This window comes from Streptomyces sp. RB17, from assembly GCF_009604455.1.
GTDB lineage: Bacteria > Actinomycetota > Actinomycetes > Streptomycetales > Streptomycetaceae > Streptomyces.
On sequence record NZ_WEGL01000009.1, the window covers coordinates 225989 to 243412 of the forward strand.

General features: G+C 73.9%; 16 protein-coding genes. 10 read left to right on the forward strand and 6 right to left on the reverse strand.

Translation table 11 applies throughout. From position 1 onward, the window contains the following. Positions 1-330: 330 nt before the first annotated feature. On the forward strand, positions 331-903 hold the full coding sequence (locus SRB17_RS34865; RefSeq protein WP_153544503.1) for a helix-turn-helix domain-containing protein: 573 nt from the start codon (positions 331-333) through the stop codon (positions 901-903). After that, entirely contained in the window at positions 903-1622 is a 720-nt protein-coding gene (locus tag SRB17_RS34870; protein ID WP_323376732.1) for a helical backbone metal receptor, read from the forward strand. Before SRB17_RS34865 ends, SRB17_RS34870 begins: the two co-directional genes overlap by 1 nt. Here SRB17_RS34870 and SRB17_RS34875 read toward each other — a convergent pair. Then, positions 1534-2697, reverse strand: coding sequence for a TDT family transporter (locus SRB17_RS34875; RefSeq protein WP_153544505.1), 1164 nt, complete (start codon positions 2695-2697; stop codon positions 1534-1536). The genes SRB17_RS34870 and SRB17_RS34875 overlap by 89 nt on opposite strands. A 70-nt stretch (positions 2698-2767) precedes the next feature. On the opposite strand from SRB17_RS34875, the gene SRB17_RS34880 reads away from it, so the two are divergent. Continuing rightward, positions 2768-3706: a LysR family transcriptional regulator gene (locus tag SRB17_RS34880; protein ID WP_153544507.1), complete on the forward strand. Its 939-nt coding sequence runs from the start codon at positions 2768-2770 to the stop codon at positions 3704-3706. A 119-nt stretch (positions 3707-3825) separates the two neighbouring features. On the opposite strand, the gene SRB17_RS34885 is transcribed toward SRB17_RS34880, so the two are convergent. Both SRB17_RS34885 and SRB17_RS34890 read right to left on the reverse strand, forming a co-directional pair. Further along, entirely contained in the window at positions 3826-4572 is a 747-nt protein-coding gene (locus SRB17_RS34885) for a gamma-glutamyl-gamma-aminobutyrate hydrolase family protein (protein ID WP_153544509.1), read from the reverse strand. A gap of 52 nt (positions 4573-4624) precedes the next feature. Further along, a complete protein-coding gene (locus SRB17_RS34890; RefSeq protein ID WP_153544510.1) occupies positions 4625-5374 on the reverse strand; it encodes a FadR/GntR family transcriptional regulator in 750 nt (249 codons plus the stop codon). 95 nt (positions 5375-5469) lie between these two features. Here SRB17_RS34890 and SRB17_RS34895 point away from each other — a divergent pair, with 95 nt between their 5' ends. The 3 genes from SRB17_RS34895 to SRB17_RS34905 are packed head-to-tail and all read left to right on the forward strand — an operon-like array spanning position 5470 to position 9059. Next, on the forward strand, positions 5470-6840 hold the full coding sequence (locus SRB17_RS34895; protein WP_323376734.1) for a glutamine synthetase family protein: 1371 nt from the start codon (positions 5470-5472) through the stop codon (positions 6838-6840). Positions 6841-6891: 51 nt separating this feature from the next. Beyond that, the gene (locus tag SRB17_RS34900) at positions 6892-8280 is read left to right on the forward strand and encodes an aldehyde dehydrogenase family protein (protein WP_323376735.1); all 1389 of its coding nucleotides are present in this window, start codon (positions 6892-6894) and stop codon (positions 8278-8280) included. Next, positions 8277-9059 carry a 3-oxoacyl-ACP reductase gene (locus tag SRB17_RS34905; protein WP_323376737.1) on the forward strand — a complete coding sequence of 261 codons (783 nt, stop codon included), beginning with the start codon at positions 8277-8279 and terminating at the stop codon, positions 9057-9059. Before SRB17_RS34900 ends, SRB17_RS34905 begins: the two co-directional genes overlap by 4 nt. A 9-nt stretch (positions 9060-9068) precedes the next feature. On the opposite strand, the gene SRB17_RS34910 is transcribed toward SRB17_RS34905, so the two are convergent. Then, positions 9069-10271, reverse strand: coding sequence for an amino acid deaminase/aldolase (locus tag SRB17_RS34910; RefSeq protein ID WP_153544512.1), 1203 nt, complete (start codon positions 10269-10271; stop codon positions 9069-9071). 1610 nt (positions 10272-11881) lie between these two features. On the opposite strand from SRB17_RS34910, the gene SRB17_RS34915 reads away from it, so the two are divergent. Both SRB17_RS34915 and mycP read left to right on the forward strand, forming a co-directional pair. Beyond that, on the forward strand, positions 11882-12775 hold the full coding sequence (locus SRB17_RS34915; protein ID WP_228396438.1) for a hypothetical protein: 894 nt from the start codon (positions 11882-11884) through the stop codon (positions 12773-12775). Next, positions 12772-13968 carry a type VII secretion-associated serine protease mycosin gene (mycP, locus tag SRB17_RS34920; protein ID WP_153544514.1) on the forward strand — a complete coding sequence of 399 codons (1197 nt, stop codon included), beginning with the start codon at positions 12772-12774 and terminating at the stop codon, positions 13966-13968. The genes SRB17_RS34915 and mycP overlap by 4 nt, the downstream gene beginning before the upstream one ends. A gap of 97 nt (positions 13969-14065) precedes the next feature. Here mycP and SRB17_RS34925 read toward each other — a convergent pair whose 3' ends face one another. Then, the gene (locus SRB17_RS34925; protein WP_153544516.1) at positions 14066-15025 is read right to left on the reverse strand and encodes a serine hydrolase; all 960 of its coding nucleotides are present in this window, start codon (positions 15023-15025) and stop codon (positions 14066-14068) included. Positions 15026-15175: 150 nt separating this feature from the next. Here SRB17_RS34925 and SRB17_RS34930 point away from each other — a divergent pair, with 150 nt between their 5' ends. Next, the gene (locus SRB17_RS34930) at positions 15176-15907 is read left to right on the forward strand and encodes an SseB family protein (RefSeq protein WP_323376860.1); all 732 of its coding nucleotides are present in this window, start codon (positions 15176-15178) and stop codon (positions 15905-15907) included. 19 nt (positions 15908-15926) lie between these two features. On the opposite strand, the gene SRB17_RS34935 is transcribed toward SRB17_RS34930, so the two are convergent. After that, on the reverse strand, positions 15927-16292 hold the full coding sequence (locus tag SRB17_RS34935; RefSeq protein WP_153544518.1) for a DUF1844 domain-containing protein: 366 nt from the start codon (positions 16290-16292) through the stop codon (positions 15927-15929). Positions 16293-16668: 376 nt separating this feature from the next. Here SRB17_RS34935 and infC point away from each other — a divergent pair, with 376 nt between their 5' ends. Then, entirely contained in the window at positions 16669-17367 is a 699-nt protein-coding gene (infC, locus tag SRB17_RS34945) for a translation initiation factor IF-3 (RefSeq protein ID WP_323376738.1), read from the forward strand. Positions 17368-17424 lie beyond the last annotated feature (57 nt).

The following is a 17424-nucleotide window of genomic DNA, read 5'->3' on the forward strand; positions in this document are numbered from 1 at the left end:
GCCTCTCCGGTACGTCAGGCGCATCGCACCGGGGTACGGCAAGAATCCGGCCAACCACGCACCGTGATGAGCCGTGGCCCTCGCCCGGCCGCCCGGCCCTGCTGGCCGGCATGTTCGCCCCCGGCCCGGACTCCGCGCCGGACCGGTCCGAGGCCCCGTCACACTGGCGCGAACCGTGAGGGTGGCGGCTCGGCAGCATGTCGGGTATGTGACAGCCACGTGAAACGGTTTGCCGAACATGCGTAGGGTGCAGAGAAGTCATCAGAAGAGGTGTGCCCGGACCCGGGCACCCGGACAGCGGCACGACGAGCGGGGGAGGGAGCCGGAGCGATGGGCGACCACAAGGAACAGCAGCCCGTGCGGGTGGGCGCGGCCGTCCGGCGGCGTCGTCGTGCCCTGGAACTGACCCTCGCCGTCGTGGCCGAGCGCAGTGGTCTGTCGGTGCCCTTCCTCAGCCAGGTCGAGAACGACCGGGCCCGGCCCAGCCGCACCTCGCTGGAGAAACTGGCCGACGCCCTGCGCACCACGGCCGTCGAACTGCTCGCGGCCGCCGACCCGGCGGCCAGCGTGGACCTCGTCCGCGCCGACCCGGCCGCCGAGGGCGACCTGGAGCCCCGGACCCGCTCCCTGGTGCGTGGCCACCACCAGCTGCATGCCTCCGAGTTCACCGGCGACCACGACGCCGGCCGCGAGTTCCAGCACCGCAACGACGAGCTGATGTACGTCGCCGACGGGGCGGTGGAGATCGAGGCGGAGGGGCGCGCGTACCGGCTCGGCCGCGGCGACACCCTGTACCTGACGGGCGGCGTACGGCATCGGTGGCGGGCGACGGTGCCGGACACGCGGGTGATCGTGGTGGCGGTCGCCGAACACATCGAGGCCGTGCAGGACCGGTCCCGGTAGTGCGGGTCGTCTCCCTGGTCCCGTCCCTCACCGAGGCGGTGGCGGTGACCCTGCCCGGGGTGCTGGTCGGCGTCACCGACTGGTGCACCCACCCGCCGGAGCTGGATGTCACCCGCATCGGCGGAACGAAGAACCCCAAGGTCGACCACATCCTCGCCCTCGCCCCTGATCTGGTGATCGCCAACGAGGAGGAGAACCGCGCCCCGGATCTGGACGCTCTGCGCGCCGCAGGCCTCGATGTGCTGGTCACCGAGGTGCGCAGCGTGCCGCAGGCGTTCACCGAGCTGGAACGGGTGCTCAGCGCGTGCGGCGCGCCGGTGCGCCCGCACTGGCTGGCGGAGGCGGAGGCGGTCTGGACGGCGCTGCCCCGGCCGGAGAGCCGTACGGCGGCGGTCGTACCGATCTGGCGCCGGCCCTGGATGGTCCTGGGCCGGGACACCTTCGCCGGTGACGTCCTGGCCCGGCTCGGCGTGGACCACCTGTACGCCGGCCACCCCGACCGCTACCCCCGCGTCCCGCTCGACGAACTGCGGACGGCGGCCCCGGAGCTGGTGGTGCTGCCCGACGAGCCCTACCGCTTCACCGCCGACGACGGCCCGGAGGCCTTCCCCGGCCTGCCCTGCGCCCTGGTCAGCGGTCGGCACCTGACCTGGTACGGCCCGTCCCTGGCCGAGGCGCCACGGGTGCTGGCCGAGGCGCTGCGAGCAGCTCCCCGCTGAGCAGACCGCGTACGGTGCCGGCGGCGGCCGCCAGCCAGGCGGCGCCGAGCAGGGCGTACAGCCCGACGGCCAGCCCGTCGTAGGCCGCGAGACCGGTGTGCCGGGCGAGCGCCATCGCACCGGTGACACACGTGCCCACCGGGAAGGTGAACGCCCACCAGCTCATCGCGAACCCCATGCCCCGCCGGCGGGCCCGCACCACGTGTGCGGTCGCCAGCGCCAGCCACAGCAGCGCGAACCCCATGACCGGCACCCCGTACAGGACGGCGAAGACGGCGAGGCCGCGCGCGTCCGCGGCCGGTACGACCCCCGGGGCCGCGTCCGCGATCCTGCCGACCGCGGTGGTGGACTGCCCGAGCGGGCCCAGCACCAGGAACAGGGTCGGAGTGAGCGCGAGCGGCAGCGGACCCGAGACCAGCCGGGCGAAGACCAGCGACAGCATCAGCAGCGACGCGAACAGACTCAGCCCGAACAGCGCGAGACAGGCCAGCAGCAGGGTCTCGCGGGGCTGGCCCGCCGGCAGATGCGGCACCAGCAGCGGGCCGAGCGCCGCCGACACCATGGGGGCGACCAGCGGCAGCAGCCAGGCCGGGCTCGCCTGCGCGGGCTCGACGCGATGCCGTACGGCCATCAGGTACGGCACGGCCACGGCGGCCGCGAGCCCGATCGCCGTACCGGCGGTGAACAGGACGGCGTCCAGGGCGACGGCCGTGCCGGTGCCGACCACCTCCCGCCCGGCCGTCATGGCACCGCCGCCGACCGCCAGCAGGGCCATCGACAGGCAGCCGTAGAAGGGGGCCACGGCGGGGTCCAGGAGATGGGCGCGGGCCTGGTCGCCGTGGCGGGCCCAGTGCACGGCCCTGGCCGCGAGCAGGGTCACCAGCATGATCAGGGACAGCACCCAGGCTCCGGCGAAGACATCGCGCGGACCCGGCGTGTGTGCGGGCAGCGCGACCCCGGCCGAGCCGAGGATGGCGGTGCCCATGACGGCGGCGTACCAGTTGGGGCCCAGGTGGCGGACCCGGGCGGCGGGTGGGGCGGAGGCGGTGGACAAGGGCTGGGCTGCGGTGACCATGGCATCACCGTGCCGTCACGGCTCACCCCTGACCAGGGAGTTCCTTTCTATCAGGGCATAAGCTGGTCTTATGACCGAGGTGGAGGGGCAGCGAGAGCGCACGGAACCGGAGCGCACGGCATCACTGGCACACCGGGTGCCCGACCTGGCCGCGCTGGAGCTGCTGCTGGCGGTGGCGCGGCTGGGCAGTCTCGGTGCGGCGGCGCGCGAGGTCGGCATCACCCAGCCCGCCGCCAGCAGCCGGATCCGCTCCATGGAACGGCAACTGGGCGTGGCCCTCGTCGACCGCTCGCCGCGCGGCTCCCGGCTCACGGACGCGGGCGCCCTGGTGACGGACTGGGCCCGCCGGGTGGTCGAGGCGGCGGCGGCCTTCGACGCGGGCGCACGGGCGCTGCGGGACCGGCGGGACTCACGCCTCCGGGTCGCGGCGAGCATGACCATCGCCGAGTACCTGCTGCCGGGTTGGCTGCTCGCCCTGCACGCCGAGCGCCCCGACACGGCGGTGTCCCTCCTCGCCGGCAACTCGGCGAAGGTCGCGGAACTCCTGCTGACCGGGGAGGCGGACCTCGGGTTCGTGGAGGGCCTTTCGGTCCCGACGGGCCTGGACTCCGCCGTCATCGCCCGCGACCGCCTGATCGTCGTCACCGCGCCCGGCCATCCCTGGGCCCGCCGCCGGCGCCCCGTGACGGCGGAGGAGCTGGCGGGCACCCCGCTGATCCTCCGCGAGCGCGGCTCCGGCACGCGCCAGGTCCTGGACGCGGCCCTCGGCGGCCTCGCCCGCCCCTTGATCGAGCTGTCCTCCACCACGGCGGTCAAGGCCTCCGCCGTCAGTGGCGCGGGCCCCTCCGTCCTCAGCGAACTCGCGGTGGGCGAGGAACTGGCGATGCGACGCCTGGTCAGCATCCCGGTGGAGGGCGTGTCACTGCGCCGGGACCTGCGCGCGGTCTGGCCGACGGGCCACCGTCCGACCGGCCCGGCCCGCGAACTGCTGTCGCTGACGCGGGGGTGACGGGGGTGCGGCCGGGCCTGCGCCGCGCATGCGGGTACGGCGGCCGCAACCCCTTGGGGGCGCGGGGAACCGCGCGAACGGCCGACCACGGAGCCGCACCCGGCAGCGCTTCGCGACCCCTACGGCGTTGACCCGGTCGCGCCCGCCGCGGGCGTCGGCGCCAGGCCGCCCCCATCCTCCGCGGCGGCCGTGACCAGTGCCCGCAGCACCCGCAGGTCCTCGCCCATCTCGGGATGCCACTGCACGCCCAGCACCCAGCCCCGGTCCGCCGGCAGTTCGACCGCCTCCACCGTGCCGTCCGCCGCGTAGGCCGACGGCACCAGGCCCGTGCCGAGCCGGTCCACAGCCTGGTGGTGGTAGGTGGGCACGGTGGTCTCCTCCGGGACGATCCCGGCGTACAGGCTGCCCGGAACCGGCTCGACCGGGTGGCCGCCGAACACGCCGACGACCTCCGCGTGCCCCTCCAGGTGCTGGACCAGCGTCCCGCCGAGCGCCACGTTCAGCAGCTGCATGCCGCGGCAGATGCCCAGCACCGGCATACCTGCGGCCAGCGCGGCCTCGATCAGCGCCAGTTCCCAGGCGTCGCGGGCCAGGGCGGGCGGGCCCGTACGGGGCTCGCGCTCGGCGCCGTACCGGGCCGGGTCCACGTCCGGGCCGCCCGCGATCACCAGCCCGTCCAGCCGGGCCAGCGTCTCCGCCGCGCGCTCGGGCGTGTCCGGCGGCAGCATCGCGGCCAGCCCGCCGGCCCGCTGCACGAGCCGCGGATAGCCGGCCGGCAGCAGTGCCGCGTCCAGCTCCCACACGCCCCAGCGGGCGCCGGACTCCAGATAGGTGCTGATCCCGATCAGCGGTCGTACCACCGTCATGCCGCCCTCCGCGGAAGTCAAAGGTTCATATCCATACCTTTTCAGACGCGGCTCACGCCAGGAAGCCCCGCAGCAGTGCCGCCGTGCCCGCGCAGTGCTCGCGCATCATCTCCCGCGCGCCGTCCGGGTCCCCCTCCAGCACCGCCTCGACCAGCGCGGTGTGCTGGCGCTGCGAGTGCTCCAGGTTGCGCACCAGCAGCGGGATGCAGTCGAGCAGGTCGTTCACCGTGGCCCGCACCGCCGCGTACTGCGCGGTCAGGGAGGGGGATCCGCACAGCTCGGCGAGGGTCAGATGGAGCAGGGTGTCCAGGCGGCGGTAGTCGGCGAGCGGGGCGTCGTGCGTGCGGGCCAGCGCCTCGCGCAGCCGGTCCGCCTGCCCGTCCGTCAGCCCGTGCGCCGCGCACAGTCCGGCCGCGCCCACCTCCAGCACCTCGCGGAAGCGCAGCACGTCCTCGATGTCGACCTCGGCGATCCGCCGCCGCAACTCGTCCTCGCCGCCGGCGTCGGTGCGCGGCAGCACGAACGTTCCGCCGTAGCGTCCGCGCCGCGCCTCCACCAGCCCCTGGTCATGGAGCACCTTCAGCACCTCGCGCAGCGTCACCCGGCTGATCCCGAGCCGCTCCGCCAGCTCCCGCTCGGCCGGCAGCCGTTCCCCGCCCGGCACCAGCCCCAGCCGCACGACCTGGAGGATCTGCTCCAGCGCCTCCTCGAAGCCGTTGCCCGCCCGCACCGGCCGCAGCACCGGAGCGAGCCGGTCGACGCCCGGCGCATGCGCCCCGTGCCACTCCGTCTCCCGCGACATCCGCCGTACCCCCTTCCCAAGCAATGGTTCTGAGCAATACCTTATGACTCCCGGCCCGGCCGAAAAAGCGCGTAGGCGCCGAAGGAGGCTCTCCCGTGGCAGACCGCACACCCCCGCTCGGCGTCGAGGAACTGCACGCCCTCGTCGCGAGCGGTGAGATCGACACTGTCGTCCTGGCCTTCCCCGACATGCAAGGGCGGCTGCAGGGCAAGCGGTTCGCCGCCCGCTTCTTCCTGGACGAAGTCCTGCGGCACGGCACCGAGGGCTGCAACTACCTCCTCGCCGTCGACACCGAGATGAACACCGTCGACGGCTACGCGATGTCCTCCTGGGACCGGGGCTACGGCGACTTCGCCATGCACCCCGACCTCGCCACCCTGCGCCGCATCCCCTGGCACCCCGGCACCGCCCTGCTCGTCGCCGACCTCGCCTGGAACGACGGCTCCCCGGTCGTCGCCGCACCCCGCCAGATCCTGCGCCGCCAGCTGCAGCGGCTCGCCGAGCTCGGCCACACCGCCCAGGTCGGCACCGAGCTGGAGTTCATCGTCTTCAAGGACAGCTACGAGGCGGCCTGGGACGCCGGCTACCGGGGGCTGACCCCGGCCAACCAGTACAACATCGACTACTCCATCCTCGGCACCGGCCGCATCGAGCCCCTGCTGCGCCGGCTGCGCAACGACATGGCCGGCGCCGGCCTCACCGTCGAGTCCGCCAAGGGCGAGTGCAACCCCGGCCAGCACGAGATCGCCTTCCGCTACGACGAGGCCCTCGTCACCTGCGACCAGCACGCGCTGTACAAGACCGGCGCCAAGGAGATCGCCGCCCAGGAGGGCGTCTCGATCACCTTCATGGCCAAGTACAACGAGCGCGAGGGCAACTCCTGCCACATCCATCTCTCGCTCGCCGACGCCGACGGCAACAACGTCATGGCCGGGTCCCCGGACGACCCCGGCGGCATGTCCGACGTCATGCGGCACTTCCTCGCCGGACAGCTCGCCGCCCTGCGCGACTTCTCGCTCCTGTACGCCCCGAACATCAACTCCTACAAGCGGTTCCAGCCCGGCTCCTTCGCCCCCACCGCCGTCGCCTGGGGCCACGACAACCGCACCTGCGCCCTGCGCGTGGTCGGCCACGGCCGCTCCCTGCGCTTCGAGAACCGCCTCCCCGGCGGGGACGTGAACCCGTACCTCGCCGTCGCCGGGCTGGTCGCGGCCGGCCTATACGGCATCGAGCACAAGCTCGAACTGCCCGAACCGTGCCCCGGCAACGCCTACACCGCCGACTTCGAGCACGTGCCCACGACTCTCCGTGAGGCCGCCGAGCTGTGGGAGAACAGCCCGATCGCGAAGGCCGCCTTCGGCGACGAGGTCGTGGCCCACTACCGCAACATGGCGCGCGTCGAGCTGGAGGCCTTCGACGCCGCGGTCACCGACTGGGAGCTGCGCCGCTCCTTCGAACGCCTGTGAAAGCGCTCCTTCGAGCGACTGTGAAAGCGAACGTCTGTGAAAGGTCATCCCGTGACTGACCCGCACCAGCTCGTCGTCCTCGACCCGGCCACGGAAGAGGTCGTCGCCACCGTGCCCGCCGCGAGCGAGGAGGACGTGGCCGCCGCCGTCGTACGGGCGGTCCGCGCCCAGAGCGGGTGGGCGGCCCTCGCCCCCGCCGACCGGGCCCGGCTGCTGCGCCGCTTCGCCGACACCGTCGACTCCCACCTGGAGGAACTCGCCCAGCTGGAGGTCCGGGAGGCCGGCCACACCGTGGGCAACGCCCGCTGGGAGGCCGGCAACGCCCGCGACCTGCTGCTGTACGCGGCCGGCGGCGCCGAACGCCTGCTCGGCAAGCAGATCCCGGTGCCCGGCGGCTGGAACGTCACCTTCCAGGAACCCCTCGGCGTCGTCGGCGTGATCGCCCCGTGGAACTTCCCGATGCCGATCGCCGCCTGGGGCTCCTTCCCGGCGCTCGCGGCCGGCAACGCGGTCGTCCTCAAGCCCGCCGAGACCACCCCGCTCACCGCGCTCCGGCTCGCCGAACTCGCCCTGGAGGCCGGCCTGCCCGAGCACGTCTTCCAGGTGCTGCCCGGCCACGGCCACACCGCCGGACGAGCCCTGGTGGACCACCCGGACGTCGCCAAGATCGTGTTCACCGGCTCCACCCGCACCGGCCGCGAGGTCATGGAGCGCTGCGCGAGGCTCGTCAAGCCGGTCACCCTCGAACTCGGCGGCAAGAGCCCCAACATCGTCTTCGCCGACGCCGACCTCACCGCCGCCCTCGACCCGTTCTCCTTCCTGGACAACTCCGGCCAGGACTGCTGCGCCCGCACCCGCATCCTCGTCCAGGAGCCGGTGCTGGAGGAGGCCCGCGACGTCCTGGCCGACGCCCTCGCCTCCGTCGTCGTGGGCGACCCGGCCGACGAGAAGACCCAGATGGGCCCGCTGATCTCCGGTCAGCAGCTCGACCGCGTACGGTCGTACGTCCCCGAGGACGCCCCGGCCCTGCGCGGCAGCGCCCCCGACGGCCCCGGCTTCTGGTTCCCGCCGACCGTACTGACGGGGGAGCGGCCGGACGGCCGGGCGGCCCGTGAGGAGATCTTCGGGCCCGTCGCGGTCCTCCTGCCCTTCACCGACGAGGCGGACGCGATCCGCCTCGCCAACGACACCCCCTACGGCCTCTCCGGCTCCCTGTGGACCCGGGACCTCGGCCGCGCCCTGCGCGTCTCCCAGGCCGTCCGCGCGGGCAACCTGTCCGTCAACTCCCACTCCAGCGTCCGCTACTGGACCCCGTTCGGCGGCTTCAAGCAGTCCGGCCTCGGCCGCGAACTGGGCCCCGACGCCCTGACCGCCTTCACCGAAACCAAGAACGTCTTCATCAGCAACGTCTCCCCCAGCACGGAGGGCCCCGCACAGTGACCGACAACAGTGTTTGCCGCCGCCTGGTCGGCCGTACCGCCGTCGTGACCGGAGCCGGCAGCGGCATCGGCCTCGCCACCGCCCGCCGGCTCGCCTCCGAGGGCGCCCATGTGGTCTGCGCGGACGTGGACGAGGCCCGCGGCAAGGCCGTCGCCGACGAGGTCGGCGGGCTCTTCGTCAAGGTCGACGTCACCGACCCCGAGCAGGTCGAGGCCCTGTTCAAGACGGCCTACGACACCTACGGCAGCGTCGACGTCGCCTTCAACAACGCCGGCATCTCCCCGCCCGACGACGACTCCATCCTGGAGACCGGGCTGGAGGCCTGGAAGCGCGTCCAGGAGGTCAACCTCACCTCCGTCTACCTGTGCTGCAAGGCCGCGATTCCCTACATGCGGCGCCAGGGCAAGGGCTCCATCATCAACACCGCGTCGTTCGTGGCGCGGATGGGCGCGGCGACGTCCCAGATCTCCTACACCGCCTCCAAGGGCGGCGTGCTGGCCATGTCCCGCGAGCTGGGCGTGCAGTTCGCCCGCGAGGGCATCCGCGTGAACGCCCTGTGCCCGGGCCCGGTCAACACCCCGTTGCTGCAGGAGCTGTTCGCGAAGGACCCGGAGCGCGCCGCGCGGCGTCTCGTCCACATCCCGGTCGGCCGGTTCGCCGAGGCCGAGGAGATCGCCGCCGCCGTCGCCTTCCTGGCCAGCGACGACTCCTCCTTCGTCAACGCCACCGACTTCCTGGTGGACGGCGGAATCGCGGGCGCGTACGTCACGCCCCTGTAGGACGGCCGGTCAGAGGAAGGTCTGTCCCTCACCCCGGTAGGTGGGCACGGTCGTCGTGACCGTGTCCCCCTCGATCAGGTGCAGGGCGTCGAACCGCTCGCACAGCTCGCCCGCCTTGGCGTGCCGGAACCACACCTTGTCGCCGATGAGCAGGTCGTCGGCGGGCGAGCCGAGCAACGGAGTCTGCACCTCGCCGGGGCCTTCCTGCGGGTCGTACTGCAGGCCCTCCGGCAGGTACGGCACCGGCAGCCGGTCGGGACCGGCGGCGCCGGAGGCCGGGTAGCCGCCGCCGAGCACGGTGACGGCGCCGACGCCCGGCCGCCGCACGACGGGCTGGGCGAAGAGTGCGGCCGGACGGCCGGTGAAGGACGTGTAGTTGTCGAAGAGCCGCGGCACGTAGAGGCCCGAACCGGCCGCTATCTCGGTCACGGAGTCCTCGGCGGCGGTGTGCTGCACACTGCCCGTGCCGCCGCCGTTGACGAACTCCAGGCCGGGCACGACCTCCCGTACCGCGCGCACCACCGCGGCCCGCCGCTCCGCCAGCTCCCGGCGCGCGGCCGCCTGCATCAGCCGGATGGCCCGGGACCTCAGCGGCCGCCCGGCCACCGCGTCCCCGACGCCCGCGATGTGCCCCTCGTACGCCATGATCCCGACCAGCCGGAAGCCGGGCCGCCGGGCCACCGACCGGGCCAGCTCGGCGAGTTGGGCGGGGGAGTGCAGCGGGGAGCGGCGCGCCCCGACCCGGACCCGGCCGCCGAGCAGCTTCAACGAGGTGTCCAACTCCAGGCAGACACGCACCACTTCGCGTCCGCCGTCGCGGGCGGCGTCGATGAGATCGAGGTGCGCCGGATCGTCCACCATCACGGTCACCGCACCGGCGAGCTTGGGATCGGCGGCCAGCTCGGCGAAGCCGGCCCGGTCGGCGGACGGATAGGCCAGCAGGACGTCGTCGAAGCCGGAGCGGGCGAGCCACAGCGACTCGGCCAGGGTGAACGACATGATGCCCTGGAAGCCGTCCTTGGCCAGGACGCGCTCCAGCAGGGCCCGGCAGCGCACGGACTTGCTGGCGACCCGCACCGGCTTGCCGGCGGCGCGGCGGACGAGATCGGCCGCGTTGGCGTCGAAGGCGTCCAGGTCCACGATCGCGAGAGGGGCGTCGAGATGGGCGGTGGCCCGGTCGTAACGGGCCCGGTCGGCGGCGCGCGCAGTCATGACGGAAGCCTGCCAGACAGGATTACCGCAGGGTAGGGGGACGTTCCGGGCAGATGCCCCGGCGCCCCGGACTGGTTCTGATTCCGGCCCGGACAACCCGTAGAGTGACGCGCACGTACGGCGGAACGCGCCCGGCCGCTTCACCTGAACCGGGATGCCGGTCCGGCCGTACGGGTATGCGTGCCCAGGACGGAGCTTCCGCGCCGGGCGCGGCCGAGCAGCGCAGTGGCCCGCGTACGTGAGGACGGGCCCGGGCACGAGGAAACGGGGGGTGCATGACCACCGAGGCGCGCCACGCTCCCATCCCCCCACGCCCCTCGACTCCGCCGCGCCCGTCCACCCCGCCCGAGGACCCCGACGACGAACCGTCGGTCTTCACGCCACGCGCCACCCGCCCGGCCACCGGGGGTGCGGCAGTCGAGGACGGCGCCTCTTCGGGTACCGCACCGGCCGGCGGCTCCGTACGCGAGGGCCGGCCTTCGGTGTCGTCCGCCGGAACCGAAGACCGGGCTCCGGGCCGGGGCTTCGCGGGCGCCGCGAACGACTCGCGCTCTGGTGGGCGGTCTGCTGGTGACGGCTTGCCCTTCGCGGGGCGGCCCGCCGGTGACGGCTCGCCCATTGCCGGGCAGTCCGCCGCCGGTGATTCGCGCTCTGGTGGACGATCCGTCGCCGACGGCTCGCTGTCCGGCGAGGGCGCCGTGCCGGACGGCCGGACGTCCCCCGAAGGCTCCGGCCCTCGTGCCGGGCAAGGGAATCGGACCCTGGGGCCGCGCCCTGTCGTGCCCTCGGCCGGTGCACCCGTGACCCCGCCTCCGCCGCCGGCCTCGGCGCGGTTCCCCGACGCGCCGCCGAGCACCGGAGCCGCGGCGCGCCGCGCCGACCGGGAGCCCCAGCGGACGGGCGCCCCCGCGGAGACCCCCGCCGAGACGACGGCCAGGCTCCGCCCGGTCACCGGGCCGGAGGCGACAGCGCCGTCCCGCCCGTTCACCGGGCCGGAGGCGACAGCGCCGTCCCGCCCGGTCACCGGGTCGGAGAGGACAGCCCCGTCTCGCCCGTTCACCTCGCCGGAGGCGACCGCCCCGTCCCGCCCGGTCACCGGGTCGGAGAGGACAGCCCCGTCTCGCCCGTTCACCTCGCCGGAGGCGACCGCCCCGTCCCGCCCGGTCACTGCGTCGGAATCGACTCCTCCCGCCCGCCCGTTCACCACGTCGGAGAGGACAGCCCCGTCCCGGCCGTTCACCGGGGCGGAGGCGGCAGCGCCGTCCCGGCCGTTCAGCGCGCCGGATGCGACTCCTCCCGCCCGCCCGTTCACCGCGCCGGAGGCGACAGCCCCATCCCGCCCGTTCACGGGAGCGGAGGCGACTCCTCCCGCCCGCCCGTTCACCGCGCCGGAGGCGACGCCCTCCGTCCGCCCGGTCACCGCGGCGGAGACCACGGCGCGGCTCCGGCCGATCACCGGGGCCCCGAAGGAACAGCGTTCCGGAGCCGTGCCCGCCCCAGGGGCCGGTCCCGGGCGTCCCTCCGGCGGGCCGCGCGGCGAGGGCCCTACCGCCTCCGGGTCCGCGTCCGGGGTGTCCGCCGGGCCGGCGCAGACGGGCGCCTGGAGCCCCATGGCGCCCGCCCGCCCCGTCGGCCCGCCGCCCGTCGGCGCCGCCGCGCCCGACCCCGCGCTGTCCTGGGGTGCCGTCGCTGCCGCGAGGTCCGTCCGGCCCGCCGGGACGCCCGCGGCGTTCGGTGAGCGGACGTGGCACCTGGTGGGGCCCCGTACCGCCGCCGCTGCCGCCTGTCTCGTGCTCGGACTCGGTCTCATCGGCGGTGCCGTGACCGGGAGTTGGCTCACCGACGACGGCGGGGGCGACGCCACCGGCGACCACTTCGCGACCGCCGGGGCGCTCTGGCACAACGTGCCCGTCGACCAGCTGTTCCCGGCGACCGTCCAGGGCACCGGCGCCGGCCCCGGCGGCGCCGACCGCACCTGGACCAGGATCGCCGTGGCCCCGGACACCGGCTGCGCGCACGCCTTCGACCCGCTGCTGCAGAAGGTGCTCGCCCCGGTCGGCTGCCAGCGGCTCCTGCGCGCCACCTACACCGACGCCACCCAGAGCTACGTCACCACCGTCGGCCTGCTGTTCACCAAGGCCGACCCGGCCGCCATGTCCGCGCTCGCCCACCGCTTCCGCACCGAGCGCCTGGACCGCCGCGCCGACCTGATGCCCCGGCCCTACGCCGCCAAGGGCACCGCCGCGGCCGGCTTCGGCGACAAGCAGCGCGCCTCCTGGACCATCTCCGTCCTCACCGACGCCCCCGTCGTCGTCTACGCCGTCTCCGGCTGGGCCGACGGCCGCGGCGTCGACACGCCCCAGCCCGCCGCCGACGCCGTCAGCGCCGGCGCCACCACCGCACCGGCCCAGGCTGGGCTCGGCAACGAGGCCCAGGGCCTGGCCGACCGCGTCGAACGGCGCCTGCGGCAGGACATCGGCACGGCCACGGAGAAACCTTCATGAGGCGATCGAGGCGATCGACAGGCGCCCGCCACCGCGTGGAACCCGCCGGCGCGGCGCTGAGCCTGCTGCTCGCCGGCGCCCTCGCCCTGGCGCCGGCCGCCACGGCCCACGCCGACGGCATCCGTGCCCAGCAGTGGGGCCTGTCCGCGCTGCACCTGGACGAGGCCTGGCGGACCACCAAGGGCCGGGGCGTCACCGTCGCCGTCCTGGACACCGGCGTCGAGGCCGACCACCCGGACCTCGCCGGCAACGTCCTGCCCGCCAAGGACATGATCGGCTTCGGCGCCGAGCAGGGCGACCGCGACTGGGCCCGGCACGGCACCGCCATGGCCGGCATCATCGCCGGGCACGGCCACGGCCCGGGCGACAGCGCGGGTGTCATGGGCGTCGCTCCGCAGGCGAAGATCCTGCCCGTTCGCGTGATCCTGGAGGACGGCGACCCCGCCCGCGCCAAGGCCCGTACCAGCCGTGGCAACGCCCTCGCCGACGGCATCCGCTGGGCCGCCGACCACGGCGCCGACGTCATCAACCTCTCCCTCGGCGACGACTCCGACTCCGCACACCCCGAGCCCAGCGAGGACGAGGCCGTGCAGTACGCCCTGAGGAAGGGGGTGGTGGTCGTCGCCTCCGCGGGCAACGGCGGGGACAAGGGCGACCACGTCTCCTACCCGGCCGCCTACCCCGGCGTCATCGCCGCGACCGCCGTCGACCGCTACGGCACCCGCGCCTCCTTCTCCACCCGCCGCTGGTACGCCGCGGTCAGCGCACCGGGCGTCGACGTGGTCATCGCCGACCCCGACCACAAGTACTACGAGGGCTGGGGCACCTCGGCCGCCTCCGCCTTCGTCTCCGGCGCGGCGGCGCTCGTCAAGGCCGCCCACCCGGACCTGAGCCCGGCGCAGATCAAGAAGCTCCTGGAGGACACCGCCCGGGACGTGCCGGCCGGCGGCCGGGACGACTCCCGTGGCTTCGGCATGATCGACCCGGCGGCGGCGCTGCGGGCGGCCGACCGGCTCCGACCGCAGAGCCTGCGCGCGGCGTCGTACGGGAAGAAGTACTTCGGCGCGGGGCCGGACGCCCCCAGTGCCACGTCCTCGACCGCCGACTGGGCGGGCCCCCTGGCCGGCGGCACCGGCGGGGTCCTGCTGGTGGCGGGCGTCGTGCTGTGGCGGGGGCGCAGGCAGCGGCACTGACGGCGGCGGGCGGCGGCCGGCCGGCGATGCCCATCCGGTGCGACGGGCGATGGCCACCTGGTGCGACCGGCGATGTCCGCCCGGTGCCGCAGCCGGATCATCCACCGGCGAACGCCGACACCGCCGCCTTCGCCGCCGCCTCCACCAGGGCGATGCCCTCCGCCTGTGTCCGTGTGCCCTCCGACAGCACGGCCACCAGGTAGTCGGTGCCGTCCACGGTGATCCGCCCGATGCTGTTCACGTCCCACCGGCCCGTCGTACTGCGCGGAAGCCAACCGTTCTTCAGCGCCCAGGAGTTGCCCTCCGCGGCGGCCGACACCCCCCACCGCTGGTCCGCCTCGACCGACTCCATCAGCCCCTGCACATAGGTCCGGGAGACCGCGCTCAGCCTGGAGCCCTCCCCGAACACCTGCCGGAGCAGGACGAGTTGGTCCGCGGCCGTGGTCTGCGTCAGCCCCCACAGCTCACCCTCGCCGCCCGAGGTCGCGGTCAGCCCGAAGCGTTCGTTCGCCGCGTCCAGGCCGTCCGCCCGCCCGATCGTGTGCCACAGCGCCGTCGCCGCCGCGTTGTCGCTGTTCTCGATCATCTTCACGGCGTACGCCTTCTCCGCCGCCGTCAGCCCCCGGCCCGCGTCCTGCGCCTGGAGCAGCAGCGTGGCCAGGATGTCGACCTTCACGATGCTCGCCGTGTCGAAGGCCGCGTCGCCGTACGCGGCGCTCTCCCCGGAGTCCACCGCCAGCACCGCCGCCGACACCCGCGCCCCCGACGGCACGCTCACCGCTGTCATCGCCTTGCCCAGCAGCGCTGTCCGGTCCACCGCCGGCTCCGTCACGGGTTCCACCGAGGCCTCCTCCTCGCCCGCCCCGGCCGAGGAGGAGGCCGAGGGCGTCGCCGCCGACGATACGGCCGCCGTCCCCGCGTGCGCCCGCGCCTTCACATACGCCGTGCCCCCGGCCGTGACCCCGCCCACGGCGACCACGGCGAGTACGACGGACAGCAGCGGACGGCGCCGTGACGGGCGCGCACGACGGCCACGGCGGGCTCTGGAGGACTCCATGGCCGCGATCCTCGGGGCGCCGACTGTGCGCCCCGTGAGGCGGGCGTGAGATCCAGGTCAGGGAAAGCTGAGATTCCTGTGAAAGCGATGACGGCACTGTTTCCGGCCCCGCACAAGGGCAGCAGCTTCCCCCCTATAGGGTCGGTGACCGTGGCGAACAAGAACATTCCCGACCCCGGCTTCTCCGACGACGACGGCTCCGCCGATCCCCGGCTGAGCGCTGCGCTCGCCGCCTGGGCCGAGCAGCGCAGCGCCCTCGGGCCCGTCCTCGAGGCGCTGAAGGGCGCGCGTCTGCTCGTCCCGGTCGTCGCCGTGCTCGGTGAGGCCGAGGAGGACGAGAAGGGCTTGCGCCGCGAGAAGACAAGCGACATGGCCGTACCCACCCTGAAGGCCGGCGACCGCACCGCCCTGCCCGCCTTCACCTCCACCGACTCCCTCGCCCGCTGGGACCCCGCGGCCCGCCCGGTCGCCGTACCCCTGCACCAGGCGCTGCAGGCCGCCGCCCACGAGAAGGCCGACACGGTCGTGCTGGACCTCGCCGGACCGGTGCCCTTCGAGCTGACCGGTCCGGCGCTGCTCGCCCTCGCCGAGGGCCGCACCAGCACCGACCCGCTCGCCGACCCTGCCGTGACCGAGGCGGTCCGTACGGTCGTGGCGGCGGAACCCGCCGTACTGCGCGCCCACCTCGGGCCGGGACAGGCCGACGGCACCCTCGCCCTCGTCCTCGACCCGGCCGCGCCGCCCGCCGAGGCCGCCCGCGCGGTCGCCGAGCGGCTCGCCGCCGACGAAACACTGAGGGCCCGCCTGGTGCGCGGCCTCGACCTGGCACTGCTGCCGGCCGGGACCACGCCTCCGGGCGAGCCCCTGTACGTGAAGGGATAGCCAGCCGTAGACGGGACGGCTAGCCGTAGACCGGGCCGGTGTACTTCTCGCCCGGCCCCTGCCCCGGCTCGTCCGGGACGATCGACGCCTCGCGGAACGCCAGCTGCAGCGACTTCAGACCGTCGCGCAGCGGCGCCGCGTGGAAGGAGCTGATCTCCGTGGTGCTCGCGTCCAGCAGGCCGGCGAGCGCGCTGATCAGCTTGCGGGCCTCGTCCAGGTCCTTGTACTTCTCGCCCTCCTCGCTCAGCCCGAGCTTCACGGCGGCGGCGCTCATCAGGTTGACGGCGACCGTCACGATCACCTCGACGGCGGGGACCTCGGCGATGTCCCGGGTCATCGCGTCGAAGTCGGGGTTCTCGGGATTCTCAGGAGGGGTCTCACTCATGCCCCACACGATAGGCGGTGCCGGATCACGGGTTCTCTCGCGCCTTGTGAGCGGCCTCCGGTTCGCCCTTGTCAAGCGATCCTGCTAATCTGGTTCACGACCGGCCGGGCATGCCCTGCGTGCAACAGAGCTCCCGGCCCACAAGTGGAGGCTCCGATCTCCCACCTGACCGTCCCTCGGGACGGCGGGTCACCCGGTCAGGCGGCCACCATCGTTCCGTACGGACGATGGAGTCGCCCGAAAGCGCGCCCCGCGGCATCGCGGCGGTGCTCCGGTAGTGTGTTGGAGCCCCGCCTGTGATCGTCCGGGGCATTTTTTGTGCTTCGGCGCGGTTAGGTCTAACGAAAAGACATACGCGGCTGTCCGCCAGACAACCGTGTGGTGCTACCGAGGAGGATCCATCAGCGCCGAGCCCCGCATCAACGACCGGATTCGCGTTCCCGAGGTGCGACTTGTCGGTCCCAGTGGCGAGCAGGTGGGCATCGTCCCCCTGGCCAAGGCACTGGAGCTTGCGCAGGAGTACGACCTCGACCTGGTCGAGGTCGCGGCGAACGCCCGTCCGCCCGTGTGCAAGCTCATGGACTACGGGAAGTTCAAGTACGAGTCGGCCATGAAGGCCCGTGAGGCGCGCAAGAACCAGGCGCACACGGTCATCAAGGAGATGAAGCTCCGGCCGAAGATCGACCCGCACGACTATGACACCAAGAAGGGTCACGTCGTCCGGTTCCTCAAGCAGGGCGACAAGGTCAAGATCACGATCATGTTCCGTGGTCGCGAGCAGTCCCGTCCCGAGCTGGGCTACCGACTGCTGCAGCGGCTCGCGGAGGACGTCCAGGACCTCGGTTTCGTCGAGTCGAACCCGAAGCAGGACGGCCGAAACATGATCATGGTTCTCGGTCCGCACAAGAAGAAGACCGAGGCCATGGCCGAGGCTCGCCAGGCGCAGGAGGCCCGCAAGGCGGAGGCGAAGGCCCACCCCGGTCGTTCGCAGAACCCCGCCGAGGCCGAGGCGTCCGACGAGGCTGAGGTGCCTGCCGAGGCCGAGGCGCCCGCCGAGGAGCCCGCCGAGGCGTGATCCCGGGGGACAACACGTCCCCAAGGATGTAACCGATACAAGAGAGCGACGCTCCAC

Coding starts and splice junctions, on each gene's coding strand:
- SRB17_RS34865 (WP_153544503.1), top strand. CDS start 331: ATGGGCGACCACAAGGAACAGCAGCCCGTGCGGGTGGGCGCGGCCGTC.
- SRB17_RS34875 (WP_153544505.1), bottom strand. CDS start 2,697: ATGGTCACCGCAGCCCAGCCCTTGTCCACCGCCTCCGCCCCACCCGCC.
- SRB17_RS34880 (WP_153544507.1), top strand. CDS start 2,768: ATGACCGAGGTGGAGGGGCAGCGAGAGCGCACGGAACCGGAGCGCACG.
- SRB17_RS34885 (WP_153544509.1), bottom strand. CDS start 4,572: ATGACGGTGGTACGACCGCTGATCGGGATCAGCACCTATCTGGAGTCC.
- SRB17_RS34890 (WP_153544510.1), bottom strand. CDS start 5,374: ATGTCGCGGGAGACGGAGTGGCACGGGGCGCATGCGCCGGGCGTCGAC.
- SRB17_RS34910 (WP_153544512.1), bottom strand. CDS start 10,271: ATGACTGCGCGCGCCGCCGACCGGGCCCGTTACGACCGGGCCACCGCC.
- SRB17_RS34915 (WP_228396438.1), top strand. CDS start 11,882: ATGGCGCCCGCCCGCCCCGTCGGCCCGCCGCCCGTCGGCGCCGCCGCG.
- mycP (WP_153544514.1), top strand. CDS start 12,772: ATGAGGCGATCGAGGCGATCGACAGGCGCCCGCCACCGCGTGGAACCC.
- SRB17_RS34925 (WP_153544516.1), bottom strand. CDS start 15,025: ATGGAGTCCTCCAGAGCCCGCCGTGGCCGTCGTGCGCGCCCGTCACGG.
- SRB17_RS34935 (WP_153544518.1), bottom strand. CDS start 16,292: ATGAGTGAGACCCCTCCTGAGAATCCCGAGAACCCCGACTTCGACGCG.